The organism is Streptomyces sp. NBC_00012, assembly GCF_045040875.1.
Taxonomy (GTDB): domain Bacteria; phylum Actinomycetota; class Actinomycetes; order Streptomycetales; family Streptomycetaceae; genus Streptomyces.
Genome location: NZ_CP108309.1, coordinates 8,464,736 through 8,479,571, shown reverse-complemented (window position 1 = coordinate 8,479,571; position 14,836 = coordinate 8,464,736). Strand labels below are relative to the sequence as shown.

The window sequence follows — 14,836 nt, the reverse complement described above, 5'->3', positions numbered from 1 at the left end:
AGCCGGTGGACTGCAGGGAGTGGTCGACCTGGGCGGTCCTCGAACTCGTCCGGTTGTGCCACCTGTCCGAGGAGCGGATGCGCTCCGGGGAGGCTCCCGGACTCGATCACTACTACGCCGAACCGCCCAGCGAGGACTGGGCCCTGGACTTCATCCGCCGCTCGGCCGATCACCTGACCGCACTCCAGACCGAAGCAACTGCCCCGAAGGAGATCTCTTGACCCCCCGCACCGCCCCACCCCCCGGGTGGTGGGCGGCATCGTACGGTCCCACGGCAAACGGCCCATGGCCTGGGACGAGGCCGCGCTCACCAGGCCCGGAGCCGTCGACTTGATCCAGGTGTGGTGGCCGCGCGGGCACGGCGGCACCGATGTCGACGAGGCCGTACGGGCCGCCGCGCGGCGCGGGGCCGGGCTGGTGATGTCTCCGGCCGATCACACGTACCTGGACATGAAGTACGACGCCGATACCCCGCTCGGTACGGACTGGGCCGGGACGGTGGGGCTGCTCGGCGCCTACGGCTGGGATCCCGCCGCGTATCTGCCCGGGCGTCCTTGGGGTCGAGGCGCCGCTCTGGACGGAGACCATCGCCGATCCTGCCGGTATGCAGCGCATGCTGCTGCCCCGGCTGCCCGCCGTCGCCGAGGTCGGCTGGTCACTCCTGTGCGGTCATGACTGGGATGACTTCGCCCGGCGGATCGCCGGGCACGGTCGGCGGTGGGCCGCAGAAGGAAGAGCGTGGACCGCTGTGGACGAGGTGGCCTGGGGGCTCTCCCCCAGGCCGGTCGATTAGCATTGCCGCAGGTCAAGCACGCAGGCATGCGTTGCCCGCATTCCCACGTGACGCAGGTCCTGACCGAAGCCCGTGTGGCGGGCGCCCTCACGACCCACCTCTCACACGACCAGCTCGGCCTGTTCCTGGTGAACGCATGGGAGGGCTCGGTGCTGCGGGCGAAAGTGACCCGGAGCCGGGCCCCTCTGGACGCCTTCTTCGATGTCTTCGACTCCCTCGTCGCCTGACCCCTGGACGAAGTCGGGACGGAGGGTTGCCATGGTGGATCCTCGGTGCGGGTGGTGCGGGTCGGCACGCTGGACCGTTCCTGGCAGCCCTGGGGCTGCCCGGAACGGTTCGTGGGGCTCGTCAGTTGAGCTGGTCCGGGTGCGGGCCGGTGCGCAGGTCGCGGTCGGTGGCGGCGATCGCGGCCATGTCCTCGTCGGTGAGCTGGAAGTCGGACACGTCGAGGTTCTGGCGGATGCGGGCCGGGGTGACCGACTTGGGGATGACGATGTTGCCGAGCTGAAGGTGCCAGCGAAGGACCACCTGGGCGGGGGACTTGCCGGTGCGCTCGGCGATCGCGGTGATCGCCGGGTCGCTCAGGACGGCGCCCTGGGCGAGCGGGCTCCACGCCTCGGTGGCGATGCCGTGCTCGGCGTGGAAGGCGCGCAGCTCGGCCTGCTGCAGGCCGGGGTGCAGCTCCACCTGGTTGACCGCCGGGACGAGCTCGCTGTTGTCCAGCAGCCGCTGGAGGTGGGCCGGCTGGAAGTTGGAGACGCCTGCCGCCCGGATGCGGCCATCGGCGGCCAGGCGCTCGATGGCCCGCCAGGAGTCCAGGTAGAGGTCGTTGGCCGGTGCGGGCCAGTGGATCAGGTAGAGGTCCGCGTGGTCCAGGCCCAGCTTGGCGAGGCTGGCGTCGAAGGCGCGCAGGGTGGCGTCGTACCCCTGATCGGCGTTCCACAGCTTCGTGGTGACGAACAGGTCCTCACGCGGCAGTCCGGAGGAGGCGAGGGCCCGGCCGACGCCGGCCTCGTTGCCGTAGATCGCCGCGGTGTCGATGCTGCGGTAGCCGGCCTCCAGAGCGGCGGAGACTGCGGCGGTGGTCTCGTCGTCGGGGACCTGGAAGACGCCGAAGCCGAGCTGGGGGATCTCGACGCCGTTGTTCAGCTTCACGGTGGGGATGGTCATGATGGTTCGCTTTCTCAGATGTCGCGGTGGGTGAGGTTGTAGCGGACGGTCTGGACGCTGATCCGGCCGTCACGGAAGACGAAGGTGTCGGTGCCGTCGGTGACCTGCCGGGTCTCGGTGGTGGCACTCCACTGCAGGAACAGGACGTTCCCTTCGAACTGAAGAAGGAGCCGCCAGTCAGCATCCGGGAGGTCGGCCAGCAGCCGGCCGATGACGCGCCGGACCCCGTCGTGTCCATGAAACGCGCCGGCAGGAGTGATCAGGACGGCGTCCTCGGTGTAGCTCTGAACGATCAGGTCGAGGTTCCCGGTGCCCAGACGCTTCCCGTGGTCGGCGAAGACCTTCTGCGGGGAGCGGGGCATCAGCCGAGTTCCTTGAGCGCGGCACCGGCGAAGGTGTGATCCTGCTCGGGCGCGCCGCCGCCGACACCCACGGCGCCGATCAGGCGGCCGTCGCGGTGGACGGGGATACCGCCGGCGATGAACAGCAGCGGCCGGTCGAGGGCGGTCGGCAGGGTGTGGAACGGTCCGTCGGGCTTGACAAGGTCGACCAGGTCGGCGGTCGGGGCGTTGAGCTGCAGCGCGGTGTATGCCTTGCGTGTGCTGGTCTCGCCCGAGATGAGGACGGCGCGGTCGTCGCGGCGGAAGGCGAGCAGGTGCCCGCCCGCGTCCAGAACGGTGGCGCTGACCGGGACCCCGGCCGCCTCGGCGGCGGCGCGGGCGGCCGTGATCAGTGTCTCGGCGTCGGCGGTGGTGAGCGGAGTGACGGTGGTGGTGCTCATGATGGCGCTTCTCCTGAGGGGCGGGGAGCTGGAACGGAGCGAGGTCAGTGGTGGACGGGGACGGGCGCTGCGCCGACGGGCTCACTCGCGGGGGCACGGCGCTCCAGGGCGGCGGACCAGAGGGCGAGGAGGAGAGCCGCGGCGGCGAGCACCGCGCCGACCCAGTTCGGAGCGGTGTATCCGAGGCCGGCGGCGATGACGATCCCACCGAGCCAGGCGGCGAGCGCGTTACCGAGGTTGAACGCGCCGATGTTGACGGCGGAGGCCAGGGTGGGTGCGCCGTGGGCCTGGTCCAGGACGCGCTTCTGGAGCGGCGGGACGGTGGCGAAGCCGAGGGCGCCCACCAGCATGATCGTGACGGCGGCGGCGATCTTGGTGTGTGCCGTCAGCGTGAACAGCGCCAGCACGACAGCCAGGCCGCCGAGGGTGCCGTACAGCATCGGCATCAGCTTTCGGTCGGCGTAGCGGCCGCCGAGCAGGTTGCCGAGGAACATGCCGATGCCGAACAGCACCAGCAGCCAGGTGACCGCGCCGTCGGAGTAGCCGGCGACGTGGGTCATCATCGGGGCGATGTAGGTGATCGCGGCGAAGACACCGCCGAAGCCGAGCACCGTCATAGCCATCGCGAGCAGCACCTGCGGGTTGCGGAACGCGGTCAGCTCGCGGCGCAGGTGGGCGCCCTCCGGGCGGGGCATGGCGGGAACCAGCTTCGCAATGCCGAGCAGGCCCACGACGCCGAGCGCTGCGACCACGACGAAGGTGGTGCGCCAGCCCACGGCCTGGCCGATGAAGGTGCCCAACGGCACGCCGACGATGTTGGCGACGGTGAGTCCGGTGAACATGGTGGCGATCGCGCCGGCCTTCTTGTCGGGAGCGACCAGGTCGGCGGCGACCACGGAGCCGATACCGAAGAACGCGCCGTGGGCCAGCGAGGCCACGATGCGGCCCGTGAGCATGACGCCGAAGCTCGGCGCCATCGCGGAGAGCAGGTTGCCGACGGTGAACAGACCCATGAGCAGCATGAGCATTGTCTTGCGGCTGATCTTGGTGCCGAGCACCGTCATCAGCGGTGCGCCGATGACGACGCCTATCGCGTATCCGGTGACGAGCAGTCCGGCGGTGGGGATGGACACGCCGTAGTCGCCGGCGATCTCGGGCAGCAGGCCCATGACCACGAACTCAGTGGTGCCGATCCCAAAGGCCCCGATGGCCAGGGCTAGGAGTGCGAGCGGCATGAAGCAACCCTCCGTGCTAATTGCTGGTGCGCCTTACGGGACCTAACAATAGTTGCACACGCGCTATAAACGCAAGAGCGGGCATTCGTCCATGGCCTTGGACCTTGGTGAGCCCGGTGCCTTCCACTGCCACGACTGCCGAATCCACCGGACGCCGGCGACGAGCAGACGGCCATCGCGCGGCGCCGACCGGACAGCCGGCGCTCCGCCGGCGCGGTTCAGCGAGGGCGGGCGACCGACATCGGGGCGGCATTCGGCGCCCGCCCGGGCCGGCCGTCGGCCCGGGCGGGCGAGCGCCGTGGACCACTATGGGCTCGACGATCTCCAGGTTCGCGCCGTCGGGGTCGCCGAAGCAGGCGCCCTTGACCCCAAGGGCCGCGTCGGGCGTCACCTCGCCCGCGAGGAACGCGCGATCGCCACCGCGGAAGTCGTACGACGATCGACTCCCGTCCGGCGAGCGCCCGGCGGAACGCGACCCGCAATTTACTTGCACGCGCCTCATGCCACCCCTAGCCCATATTTTGATACAGGGCTTATCCTGGGTTCCGTCTCACCCGGAAGGAGACCAGACCTCATGACCGCCACGGACCGCGCGCTCACCGCCCTCGCCAACGGATGGGCCGCCCTGTCCTTCCTGCACGGCAGGATCGAAGCGCACATCGAGCGGGCACTGCAGTCCGAGCACGACCTGAGCGTGCGGGAGTACTCGCTGCTCGACGTGCTCAGCCGCCAGCACGACGGCGAGGGCGGCCACCTGCAGATGAAGCAGGTGGCCGACGCGGTCGTCCTCAGCCAGAGCGCCACCACCCGCCTCGTGACCCGCCTGGAGGACCGCGGCCTGCTGTCCCGCTACCTCTGCCCGACCGACCGCCGAGGCATCTACACCAACGTGTCCGAGGACGGTCTGAAGCTCCTGGAAGAAGCCCGGCCGACCAACGATGCCGCCCTGCGGGAGGCACTCCACGAGGCCGCCAAGAACCCCGAACTCGCACCCCTGGTCAAGGTCGTGGAAGCGGTGAGCCCTCAACCGGCAGTCCAGCAGCCCTGAGCAGCCCTGAGCAGCCCGCGAGAGGACGGCCTGGACCGATCGGGCGAGGACAGGCCGGCCCGCGAAGCCTGAGCGAACTGCTCACGACACGTTCGACGCGACTCCCCCCGCCGTAACACTCGGCCGCGCGACGAGCCCGGGGGCGCCCGGCACGGTCGAACGGTGCGTCACGGGACCACAGCGGTGTCGAAATCTCTGTCGGTGTCGGTGTCGATATCGAGGCCAGCTGTCCGCAGGGCAGCGGCAAGCCGGGGGCCGGGTTCGGACGCCGGCTGGGGCAGCCTGGCCAGAAGCAGGCGCCTCACTTCCTGCGGCCCGCCGCGCACCGGCAGACGCGTACGCCGGGCGGCGCGGCGACAGCCATTGCGCGGGGCACGGTGGTCAGCCCGCATCCCGGGGCACCGCGCCGCAGCGCGACAATGGCGTGCGGCACCACCGTCGTACCGGCGCTCGACACCCAGCCCAGGCGCACGGTGCCGCCCGGCGCGGATTCTTTGCCGAGGCCGGCGTCCTGTTGCTGGTCGCGCACGCGGAATCGGACCTCTGCGAAGCTTCCGGCATCCCGCCTCGACCGGCCCGGGAACCGTTCCCCCGGATCCTGCGTGACCTCTTGACATGTTGTCGGCTGGTGAAGGGGACCGAATGAAGGCGCGGACGATCGTGAGCGTGGCGGTATCGGCCTGTGTGGCGCTGGTGGCGTGCGCGTGTGGTCCGGAGAAATCAAAGGTGGACGCGGAAGCGAAGTCTTCGCAGCCGTCCGCGACCTCGCGGGCCGAAGATCCGTCGGCCACGCCGTCCGTGTCAGCCGGGAGTAAGAAGCCGTCTGCCGAACCGGCCGACGGCCGGTCCATGCCCCGGACGAAGGAGGGTGCGATCCAGCGGTACGAGCAGTTCCTCCACGCCGTGGGCCGTGAGGACCTCGACACGGTCTGCGAAGTGGCCGGGCCGGCCGCGAAGAAGGCACAGGACGAGGGACTCGGCCCCTGCACGTCGACGTTCGTCGTCACGTTCCAGATGATCTCGCCCGCGCAGAAGAAGGCCCTGCAAACCGCGACGGTCGACCCGCAGCGCGTCGCCGTGCGTACACCCGCCAAGGTCGAGGTGCCGACCGAGGCGGTCAGGGCCTCCGCCTCCTTCTCCGAGGACGAACTCGGTAGCGGCACCCTGGAGTACCTCAAGGACAACTGGTACATCACAGACTGAGCCTGACGCACCATGCGCGCGGAGCCGCCCGGCGGACGGCCCCGCGCGCACGCCGACCGCGGTCGGCCGGGAGGACGGTGATCACCGGTCGTCGAGCAGAGATCGGTCGCGCGGCCGGACAGTTGGAACAGGCCATGAGGTTGTCAGGTTCCAGACATGCCGGTTTCAGACAGTGAACGACCGGTCCTGCTTCCGTAGTTGGGCCTACACACTGAGCGTCGCCCTTGGATGCCCCTACCGGGCACCCTCGAAAGGAGACCTCGTGAAGAAGACCCTGTCCGTGGTAGCGAGCCTGGCAATCGCCGCGACCTGCGGCCTCGGCATGGCGCTTCCCGCGCACGCCGCTGACGCAACCGGCGCCACGACCACGGCGAGCCGGTCGCTGCAGTCCTCCATCGATGCCTCTTCCATGGACCCGCAGCACCAGGCCGTCGTCGACCGGATCCTGGCCGAGCTGCCCGCCGACTGGGAGCCACGCCTCGACGCAGCCAAGGCCAAGTACGGTCTGAAGGGCGGGGAATGGCAGCAGATCCGCGACAGCGCGATCGACCCCGGCGACTACCAGTGCCAGACGACCGATCTGTCGCAGTACGCCAACTCCCTCCTCGACGGCGCCCAGGACCCGTGGACCATCTTCATCCTTTCGCTCTTCGGTGGTTTCGACATGCCCACCTACGACGCGCTCATCTACGGCAAGGAGTCGTCGTCGAACACGTTCGGCGTGACGGGTGAATACACCCAGCAGCTCAACTCCGAGATGAAGAACCTCAAGCGCTTCTGGGACATCGACTCGGCGCGCATCGAACTGATCCCCATGCACGGCGCGGACGTCTTCACCAGCCCGGACCGGCTCTCCCGCACGCTCTCCGTGCTGTATGGCGGCACGCCCGAGGAGAACCTCGACCTGGCCGGCATGCTCATCGAACTGGTCGACTCGGAGCCGGTCCTCCAGAGCGGCGCCAACCCGATCTTCACCTTCAACGCATTCGCCTACAGCGAGAAGGACGACCCGGCGCCGCTCGGCATCACGGACCGGATCATCATGGGTGACGGCATTCTGCAGGGCATGAACGCGGTGAACCTCGGCGACGTCGCGCCACGCGGCATCCTGGGCCACGAGTTCGGCCATCACGTCCAGTACCAGAAGAACCTCTTCGAGAGCGATCTGACCGGCCCGGAAGCCACCCGCCGCACCGAACTCATGGCGGACGCGTTCGGCACGTACTACCTGACCCACTCCCGTGGAGAGTCGCTGAACGCCGCCCGTGTCCTCAAGTCCGAGAAGTCCTTCTACCAGGTCGGCGACTGCAGCTTCACCAGCTCCGGCCACCACGGCACGCCCGACCAGCGGCTCAACTCGGCCACCTGGGCGGCGGGCGTGGCCAACGAGGCGCCGAACCAGGGTCACATACTGCCCGCCCTCACGTTCGACAAGCTCTTCGAAGCCAAACTGCCCGACCTGGTCAAGCCGGACAGCGAGTAACAGTCACCGTCGCACCGCGGGGCGATGAACGCCCGAGCGGCTGAGGACCCGCGGGGGCGGACCGGATCACACACCGGCCCGCCCCCGCGCCCACGCCGCGAGCCCGGCTGCGGCCCGGCGTCACAGCCAGCCGCGACGGCTGGCCTGGACGCCGAGCTGGAACCGGGTCTTGGCGCCGAGCATCTCCTGGAGGCGGGCGATGCGCCGGGCGACGGTGCGCTCGCTCACTCCGAGCTCACGGGCGATCGACTCGTCGGTCAGCCCCGTGCTGAGGTAGCTCAGAAGTTGCCGCCCCTCGGGAGTCGCCTCGCTCTTGACGGCATCACCGGCCGGCGGGAGCGGAACGGCGATCTGCCAGTACGACTCGAAGACGCCGATCAGCCCGTCCAGGAGCCCCGACGGCTGCACGACGACGCTGTGGTGTCCCGTACGGTTCGGGGCGGCGACCGAGACCACGGCGAAACGGTCGTCACAGACCAGTACGTTCAACGCGACATCGGGGAAGACCCGGGCCTGTTCTCCCCGGGCAACGCATTCGTACGCCACTTCCAGCGCCTTGGGGTCCTGCAGGATGTTGGCGCTGTACACCACCTGGTAGGCGATCCCACGGTCCAGTGCGTCCAGCGTGCCAGGGCCGACCTCCGGCATCCGGTCGCCCCCGCCCACCGGGCCGATCGACAGCGCGCGCACCTGGGAAACGGCCCCGTTGTGCACCCGCGACTGAATCTCCCCGCGCCGTTCCGAGGTGTCGACGACCTCGACGTAGCTCGCTCCTGCGGTGTGGTCGAGCCAGTACTGCGACAGGACCGTGGCACTCTCGTAGGCGATCCGGGCCTGACGCGCGCGCCGCTCGGCGACCGCCTCCAGCACCGCGCGGGGCGGCTGGGCGGTCAGCCTGCCGTCCGTACGGGACACCAGGCCGATGTCGTCGAGTTCGGCGACGGCTTCCTTGAGGCTGTCGGGCGGCGACCCGACCAGCGCCGGCCCGCCGGTGAGTTCGGTCAGGGTCTGCGGACCCCGTTCCACGAGCGCGAGGTAGGCGGTCTCCGCCGTCGCGGAGAGACCGAGAGCCTGCAACGGGCGCAGCGTGCGCATGTCCCCCCAACCCGGCGGCGCCGCACGGCACCACCCACCGGCCCCATCCCTGCGGTGGCTGTCATTCCGCCGGAGATCGTCAGCTTAACAGCGGCTTGATCATGCGGACCAGGACCGGACGGCGTGACAGCCGACGCTGGTGAAGCCCTGGTGAAAACGCTGGTGAAAGCGTCGGTGAGAGTGCCGACGGAGGCGCCGGGCCAGCGCCGGCAGTCGGTCCGCCCCTGTGCACGGAAGCCGGCGGACGTCCGGCTCGGCTGCGCCCGGCTGCCCGTGGTCGCGGAAGAGAGCATCGCCAGGCCTCGCGGACCGTGGTCGGCTCTGCCTCCAGACGGTTCGGCAGAGATCGCCTGCGGAACCAGAGAGGGGCACAGATGCGTGATGCATACGGGAACTGTCCTCAACTGCGGTGCGCCCCAAGGGAATTGACGCACCCGGAGAGCAGGTGCTGATCGGCCGCTCGTCAGGGCCGCCCCGGTGGACCCTGACGACGGACTGGCTGCGGCCGTACGGCTGACCGTCCGGGCTCGACGACGACATCCCGGGCAAATTGTTGTGGGCGCCTCGCTGGACGGCCGCTCACCATCGTCCAGGTCCACAGGGAGCGAGTCCTTCACCCCCTCTTTCAGGGCCCGCATGTTCACCCCGTTGAGCACGTCGGTACGGCGGGCCGGGCGGGCCCGGGCGCCTCGGCCTGGCGGTGATAGGCCTTGTTGGCGATGCGCCAGCTGTCGTCGACGCGAACCAGCAGAAAGATGTCGGTGAACGTGTCCACACCGTGCGAGAGCGTCATGGTTCGCGGTCGCGATGGTGCCGTGCACATCGGTGGCGTCGATGCGGCGGGAACGCTTCGGCTCGTCCGGGGCCGGCCGGCCGGGGAAGAGAGCGCAGTACTCCTCCACGCTCCACGAGACGAATGCGCCCTCGCGGAGTCCCTCGATGTGGGCGGTGAGAAGGAACGCGTCGCGGAAGTGGGCGGGTTCGCCGGTGGCATGTCCGCGGATGTAGGCGCGGAGCGGTTCGATCACGGCGTCCTCCACCGCGGGAACCCTGGCGGCGACGGCGATGTCCGCTTCAAGACCGGCAGGGGTGGCGGCCAGGCCCGCTGCGCTGCGCAGGGGGGGTGTGGGAGGCGGCGGCCAGCAGAGCCATGTCCTTGGCCAGCGCACCGATCGTGAATTCGGCTGAGGCCGCGCTCGGCCGATCGGCGAGGAAACGGCGTTTGCGGGTCACGAGGCCACCGAGCTGACCGAGTTCGAGGACGTCGAGTACCTGGGCACGGGGCAGGTCCAGTGCGTCGGCCTGCCGTAGTGAGTCGCGCAGCGCAAGGACGGCACCGGTGCGGCTGTGGTTGGCGATCAGCTTGAGCGCGGCGGCTGTGGGGACGTCATCGATGTGCCGGACGGTGCCCAGCGCTTCCAGAACGGGCCGCGCCCGGTGGAGCGCATCCTGATCCGCGAAGGCGAGGAATCTGCAGGGCTCCGGCGGCGGCGGCCGGTACAGAGCCGAGCACGGGCGCGTGGATGTAGGAGGGGCCGAGTTGCCGGGACAGCCTCGACGCTTCGGCGGGGGCGATGGTGCTGGTGTTCAGCACGATCGTGTCCGTGCGCAGCGAGTCGTGGATGTCGTCGAGGACCTGCCGGCGGGCCGGGCCGTCGAACAACGCCAGGAGCACGGGGTCGGCCCCGGCCACGGCGTCGTTCGGATCGCCGGTCGCCCTGACGGCGCCCGATGCACGCCCGGAGCGTGTCCAGCCGACGACGTCCCAGCCCTGGCAGGTCAGTCGTGTCGCGATCGTCTCGCCCATACGTCCGAGGCCGAGGACGGCAATCGTGTGCGGTGTGGTCATGCGCGCAAGAGTGGTCCACCGCAAGGGCTGCGACAAGCGCAGATTCCGCATGCCTGCCCTGCGGTACCCGCATACCGGAAGGGCATACTGGCGCCATGGAACAGGAACTCCCCTGCCTTCGTGGGCACGGAGATGGCTGCTGGCCCCGGTCCCACGTCGGCTGACCGGTTGCTGCTGCCCGCGACGGCTCAGCCTGCGTCCGCTGTGAAAGTCAGCTCCGCTGTGTCGACGGTCCCCGCGTGGCGTCCGGGTGCGCTCTGCCACTGCCAGTACAGGTTGGTGTGCGCAACCACCTGGCCCGGGGCCGGCGCACCGTACTTTGTGAGGTCCTGCGTCGTATGCGCGTCGCCGACCAGTGTCACGTCGTACCCACGGACGAAGGCCCCGTGAAGAGTCGAGCGGATGCACACATCGCTCTGGGCACCCGTCACGACCAGGCGCCCCACCCCGCGCTCGGCGAGCAGCGCCTCCAGAGCGGTGTCCTCGAACGAGTCGCCGTAGGTCTTGTGGACGAGGGGCTCCGCATCCCGGCGCACCAGTTCCGGCACATACCGCCAGGGCTCGCTGTCTCGCTCGAGATCCTCGTCGGAGTGCTGCACCCAGATCACGGGTACGTCCTCGACACGCGCCTTGCCCACCAGGGTGTTGATGTTCGCGATCACAGCGTCGCGTTCATGGGCGCCTGCCACCACCCCGTTCTGGACGTCGATGACGAGCAGCGCGGTGTTCGGCCGATCGGGCAGAGTCGTCAAGGGAAACTCCTGTTCATCGTCTTCATTGCCACGGTTCCGGTGTCGCTCCCTACAGTAGGCCGGGCCACTGACAGGCGTACCGGTCCCGGCAGACCCGCCAGATCCCCCAACATCCCGCTCGTACCGGCAGAAATCGCATCCGGAGAAGACGGAAGCGGACGCCACCGGACATCTGGCGCTCGAACGTTGATCCGGCGGCGTGTCTCTCGTCCTCAGCCCGCGGCCCTGGCCTTGGTGAGCGGGGCATCCCGCGTCAACTCCCGGAACCCGACGCCGTAGTACAACCCACGCGCCTGGGAATGCCCCGGCGCCCCCAGGCAGGCGACCGTCGTGTGAGGGGTCCCGGCCGCCCGCGCCAGATGCATCCCGTGCAGAAGCATCGCCCTCGCCAGCCCCAGACGCCGGTAGCGCGGATGCGTCCCGACCGGCTCGAACTCGGCCGTCCTGTTCGCTTCGTCGAGCCACATGATCGTCGAGCATGCCATCGTGCCGTCCGGCGCCTGCACCAGGATGTGCAGGTCATCGCGGTACGGCGCCGTCTGCCGTACACCTTGTAGCCCTCGGCCGTGTACGTCGAAGGAGCTCAGGCGTCCAGATGAGCCTGGACCGCGGCCTGCGGCCCGGCCTCGTCGGCGTTGCGGAACCGGAATCCGTCCGGCAGCACCGGCTGTTCCACATCCGTGAGATCCCGCTCGTTGAGCTGGGTCCAGAACCCGGTGTCGCCGAACGAGGCCGAGTCGGTCTCATAGCCGTGCGCCGCCCACCGCCGCAGGGCGAACGCATCGGAGGCACTCGGCATCACCGTACGCTCGATGCCCACCGCCGTGCCGTCGTACCAGTCGATCACTTCGTCGACCAGCCCGGCGTGGTCGGGATGGACCTGCTACGCGAGATAGGCGCCGGTAGCGTCCTTCACCGACCCGTCGCTCCGCCTCACTCGGTGCGGAAGCTGCGCCCAGCCCCAGGCCACCAACTCACCGCCCGAGAACCACAGGATCCCGCGAAGCCGTCGAGCCGTTTTCGCCACTCGACCCAACGCCTGGCGCGTAGTGATCCGGACCAGGCATGTTCGCCGGTATGTCGAGCAGGCCGACAGGCGAAACGCGGCCCGTCCCGGGGGCGAAGGCCACCGTCATGGCGGCGATCCGTCCGTCCTGCCCTCAGCGGAGGTTTCCTGTGAGCCAGGCCAGGAGTCGCGGCTTGTCCTCGCACCTTCGGGGCAGGTCGGCCGCCAAGTAGTTGCTGTAGCGCACGGGCTTCATCGGAGCCTCGCACTCCGGGAGCCGGACGGGTTGTCCCAGATACCAGCCGGATGCGAATACGGCAGCCAGGACGGCGGCGGCTCTCACTCTACGCGGGTTGATCCATGCGAATCTCGGTACGGGCATGGCCGACGAGTCTACCGGCCGGTCGACAGGAGGGGTCGGCCGAGGCTGACGAGGTCGACTGAGACAGAGCGCGACGGGGATGTCAGTGGTGATGGCGGCGTGGATGACGCGCGGTGGCTGTTGCTGCGATCAGACGAGGGAAGGCGTCGACTTCAGTCGTCCAGTTCAGTCGTCCAGGGCTGAACAATCAGCTCTCTTCTGCCACCCGGAAGGCCAGACAGACAACAACGGTGTGATCGTCGACCGGAGTGCCCGCACGGTCCCAGAAGCGCCGGTGCACATCGCACCAGGCCTCAAGGGACGCATCGCCCTCGCCCTCGGCCCTTGCATGTTCCCAGGTGACATCGCCGAAGGGCTTCACTTCCACGCTGATGAACTCCAGGGTGGCGACGCACCGGCCCTCGTTGTCCAGGAGAGCCTGCCGCTCACCGACATACTCCAGGCCTTCGGCCTCTTCGGCGTACTCGTCGAGCAGACAGGTAGTGGCGGTCTTGGCGCCTGTCAGAACCAAGGAATTGAGCTCGTCCCGCATGTCGCCGGGGAAGCCCAGTTCCAGCGCACGCATACCGTTGACTCGCGGCCACATCGTCCCGTCATCTCTCTCGGCGCAGCCCTTCGGTCCACAGGCGGCGTATATGTGATTGTCCACCATCGGTTCCGGGAGGACAGCCGTCGGCGGTCGGCCGACCTTGGCGGTTGCCTCGGCTCGGGCTTGATAGGGCCTCTGGGTGCCTGCACTGGCGGTCATATAAGGCACAGTGGCTGAGGTGGCAACTCCTTCCGCCCGGAGCTGCTGCGTTGCCGATGTTGCATTGCCGATGTTGCGTTGTGGAGAGCACTGGTGGACCGGACCATGTATGCCGAGAACTTCGACGAGCACCGTGACGGTGAGACGTCGGGGACGCTGCGGTGGCTTCCTGAAATGTACAGGGCCGCCGCGGCGCGGCTGGAGAAACTGGAGCGGAAGGCAGAGCAGAGGTATCCGGGGATCTTCGAGCGCCTGAACACGGAACGCGTGGCAGCCGGGGCTGCTATCCCCTCGTGGTGCTGGCTGCCGGTGGCCCGGGTTCAAGAGGTACTGGCACACCACTACACAAGTATCGGGTCGGGCATCGAAAACACCTCCCCGACAGCACAGAGGTCCGTCGATGCCGCGCGGCTGGCGTCGATCGGGGCGTGGCGGGCCGCAGGGCGGCACATGGTCCACCCGGACGACGGCCTCATCCCCTGGCCGCAGGAGGCGGAGTGCGAAGCGAGCGACGAACTGCCTGTCGACCTGCCCGGACGATGGCCGCTCTTCGGCCTGTACGTGGTCTTTCTGTCCCCGGACCCGACCGTCCAGGCCGAGGGAGGCTTTCTGCACCTGGAGTGGGACGAGCGGGAGCAGCGGGCCGCATTGCGCATCGCACCCGACACGGAGCCGATTGCCGACCTGGAGCGGCTGGATGTCCAGCGGCTCCACCTGGTGGGCGAGACGATCCTTGAGGCGGCCCGCGAGACTGTGCGCGCCATCCCGTCGGACACGGCCCCTGCTACGTCCTCGGGCAGTGACCCGGATTGGTCAGCGGTGCTACTGGCCGGCCAGTACCGGTTCTGGGTACGGGCAGCAGACAGGCTGACCTCACCACAGGTCGCCTTCGTGGACGCGGCACAGGTCCTGGGACGCGCCCCAGGGGCCCTGTGGCCCCCCGAGCAGCCGGACACGAAAGGCCGGGCGCCTTTGCTGTGGCTGGCGATGCCGCGATGCCGTACCGCTACGTCTCTGTGACGGTGCGAACGTCGGGTTCGCCCCAGGTGTCCGGCTGACCGAAGACGAACTCGCCGCCGTGCTCGGGTGGTTGACCGCCTTTCGGGTCGTAGGTCCTCGGCGGCGCGGGGCAGCGCATCACCGGGTCCGACCGCAGCCTGCCCGGCAGCTGGACCGGTAGGTCCGCCAGGAGACTCGGCTCCTCCGCATTCGCTACGGTCACGTGCGCTCCTCGGTGGGAGCACAGGATCGGGCGAAGGCCACCCGCATGTCCGCTGAACTGCGAAGACAC

General features: G+C 69.2%; 17 protein-coding genes and 3 pseudogenes. 8 read left to right on the top strand and 12 right to left on the bottom strand.

Translation table 11 applies throughout. The features are described from left to right. Nucleotides 1–5: 5 nt before the first annotated feature. The 4 genes from OHA19_RS38200 to OHA19_RS38185 are packed head-to-tail and all read left to right on the top strand — an operon-like array spanning nucleotide 6 to nucleotide 1,020. A complete protein-coding gene (locus OHA19_RS38200; RefSeq protein ID WP_405708237.1) occupies nucleotides 6–221 on the top strand; it encodes a hypothetical protein in 216 nt (71 codons plus the stop codon). A 28-nt stretch (nucleotides 222–249) separates the two neighbouring features. Continuing rightward, the gene (locus tag OHA19_RS38195; protein ID WP_405708240.1) at nucleotides 250–675 is read left to right on the top strand and encodes a family 20 glycosylhydrolase; all 426 of its coding nucleotides are present in this window, start codon (nucleotides 250–252) and stop codon (nucleotides 673–675) included. Next, the gene (locus OHA19_RS38190) at nucleotides 587–793 is read left to right on the top strand and encodes a hypothetical protein (protein ID WP_405721175.1); all 207 of its coding nucleotides are present in this window, start codon (nucleotides 587–589) and stop codon (nucleotides 791–793) included. Before OHA19_RS38195 ends, OHA19_RS38190 begins: the two co-directional genes overlap by 89 nt. A gap of 47 nt (nucleotides 794–840) precedes the next feature. Beyond that, on the top strand, nucleotides 841–1,020 hold the full coding sequence (locus OHA19_RS38185; protein ID WP_405708243.1) for a hypothetical protein: 180 nt from the start codon (nucleotides 841–843) through the stop codon (nucleotides 1,018–1,020). Nucleotides 1,021–1,141: 121 nt separating this feature from the next. Here the strand turns inward: OHA19_RS38185 and OHA19_RS38180 are convergent, their stop codons facing one another. The 4 genes from OHA19_RS38180 to OHA19_RS38165 are packed head-to-tail and all read right to left on the bottom strand — an operon-like array spanning nucleotide 1,142 to nucleotide 3,979. Continuing rightward, the gene (locus OHA19_RS38180; RefSeq protein ID WP_405721177.1) at nucleotides 1,142–1,966 is read right to left on the bottom strand and encodes an aldo/keto reductase; all 825 of its coding nucleotides are present in this window, start codon (nucleotides 1,964–1,966) and stop codon (nucleotides 1,142–1,144) included. Nucleotides 1,967–1,977: 11 nt separating this feature from the next. After that, the gene (locus OHA19_RS38175; RefSeq protein ID WP_405708246.1) at nucleotides 1,978–2,325 is read right to left on the bottom strand and encodes a nuclear transport factor 2 family protein; all 348 of its coding nucleotides are present in this window, start codon (nucleotides 2,323–2,325) and stop codon (nucleotides 1,978–1,980) included. Next, entirely contained in the window at nucleotides 2,325–2,744 is a 420-nt protein-coding gene (locus OHA19_RS38170) for a heme-binding protein (protein ID WP_405708249.1), read from the bottom strand. Before OHA19_RS38170 ends, OHA19_RS38175 begins: the two co-directional genes overlap by 1 nt. 44 nt (nucleotides 2,745–2,788) lie before the next feature. Further along, nucleotides 2,789–3,979: an MFS transporter gene (locus tag OHA19_RS38165; RefSeq protein WP_405708251.1), complete on the bottom strand. Its 1,191-nt coding sequence runs from the start codon at nucleotides 3,977–3,979 to the stop codon at nucleotides 2,789–2,791. A 574-nt stretch (nucleotides 3,980–4,553) separates the two neighbouring features. Here OHA19_RS38165 and OHA19_RS38160 point away from each other — a divergent pair. Further along, nucleotides 4,554–5,027, top strand: a complete 474-nt coding sequence (locus OHA19_RS38160) for a MarR family winged helix-turn-helix transcriptional regulator (protein WP_405708254.1) — start codon at nucleotides 4,554–4,556, stop codon at nucleotides 5,025–5,027. A 167-nt stretch (nucleotides 5,028–5,194) separates the two neighbouring features. On the opposite strand, the pseudogene OHA19_RS38155 reads toward OHA19_RS38160, so the two are convergent. Next, a pseudogene (locus OHA19_RS38155) lies at nucleotides 5,195–5,427 on the bottom strand (hypothetical protein); the annotation flags it as partial. Nucleotides 5,428–5,876: 449 nt separating this feature from the next. On the opposite strand from OHA19_RS38155, the gene OHA19_RS38150 reads away from it, so the two are divergent. Then, nucleotides 5,877–6,230: a hypothetical protein gene (locus tag OHA19_RS38150; protein ID WP_405708257.1), complete on the top strand. Its 354-nt coding sequence runs from the start codon at nucleotides 5,877–5,879 to the stop codon at nucleotides 6,228–6,230. Between the two features lie 262 nt (nucleotides 6,231–6,492). Beyond that, on the top strand, nucleotides 6,493–7,713 hold the full coding sequence (locus tag OHA19_RS38145) for a hypothetical protein (protein ID WP_405708259.1): 1,221 nt from the start codon (nucleotides 6,493–6,495) through the stop codon (nucleotides 7,711–7,713). A gap of 120 nt (nucleotides 7,714–7,833) precedes the next feature. On the opposite strand, the gene OHA19_RS38140 is transcribed toward OHA19_RS38145, so the two are convergent. The 6 genes and pseudogenes from OHA19_RS38140 to OHA19_RS38115 all read right to left on the bottom strand — a co-directional run bounded on the left by OHA19_RS38140 (nucleotide 7,834) and on the right by OHA19_RS38115 (nucleotide 13,362). Beyond that, the gene (locus OHA19_RS38140) at nucleotides 7,834–8,808 is read right to left on the bottom strand and encodes a LuxR C-terminal-related transcriptional regulator (protein ID WP_405708262.1); all 975 of its coding nucleotides are present in this window, start codon (nucleotides 8,806–8,808) and stop codon (nucleotides 7,834–7,836) included. Between the two features lie 640 nt (nucleotides 8,809–9,448). Next, nucleotides 9,449–10,657 (bottom strand): annotated as a pseudogene (locus OHA19_RS38135) (nuclear transport factor 2 family protein). Between the two features lie 188 nt (nucleotides 10,658–10,845). Further along, on the bottom strand, nucleotides 10,846–11,409 hold the full coding sequence (locus OHA19_RS38130) for an isochorismatase family protein (RefSeq protein WP_405708265.1): 564 nt from the start codon (nucleotides 11,407–11,409) through the stop codon (nucleotides 10,846–10,848). A 212-nt stretch (nucleotides 11,410–11,621) separates the two neighbouring features. Then, nucleotides 11,622–11,876 (bottom strand): GNAT family N-acetyltransferase, encoded by a 255-nt coding sequence (locus tag OHA19_RS38125; protein ID WP_405708267.1) that lies wholly within the window; start codon nucleotides 11,874–11,876, stop codon nucleotides 11,622–11,624. Between the two features lie 116 nt (nucleotides 11,877–11,992). Beyond that, entirely contained in the window at nucleotides 11,993–12,256 is a 264-nt protein-coding gene (locus OHA19_RS38120; RefSeq protein WP_405708270.1) for a hypothetical protein, read from the bottom strand. Nucleotides 12,257–12,984: 728 nt separating this feature from the next. Next, nucleotides 12,985–13,362: an ASCH domain-containing protein gene (locus OHA19_RS38115; protein WP_405708273.1), complete on the bottom strand. Its 378-nt coding sequence runs from the start codon at nucleotides 13,360–13,362 to the stop codon at nucleotides 12,985–12,987. 276 nt (nucleotides 13,363–13,638) lie between these two features. Here OHA19_RS38115 and OHA19_RS38110 point away from each other — a divergent pair, with 276 nt between their 5' ends. Continuing rightward, nucleotides 13,639–14,565, top strand: a complete 927-nt coding sequence (locus OHA19_RS38110) for a hypothetical protein (protein ID WP_405708275.1) — start codon at nucleotides 13,639–13,641, stop codon at nucleotides 14,563–14,565. Here OHA19_RS38110 and OHA19_RS38105 read toward each other — a convergent pair. Further along, nucleotides 14,555–14,737: pseudogene (locus OHA19_RS38105) on the bottom strand (transposase); the annotation flags it as partial. The gene OHA19_RS38110 and the pseudogene OHA19_RS38105 sit on opposite strands and share 11 nt — an antisense overlap. Nucleotides 14,738–14,836 lie beyond the last annotated feature (99 nt).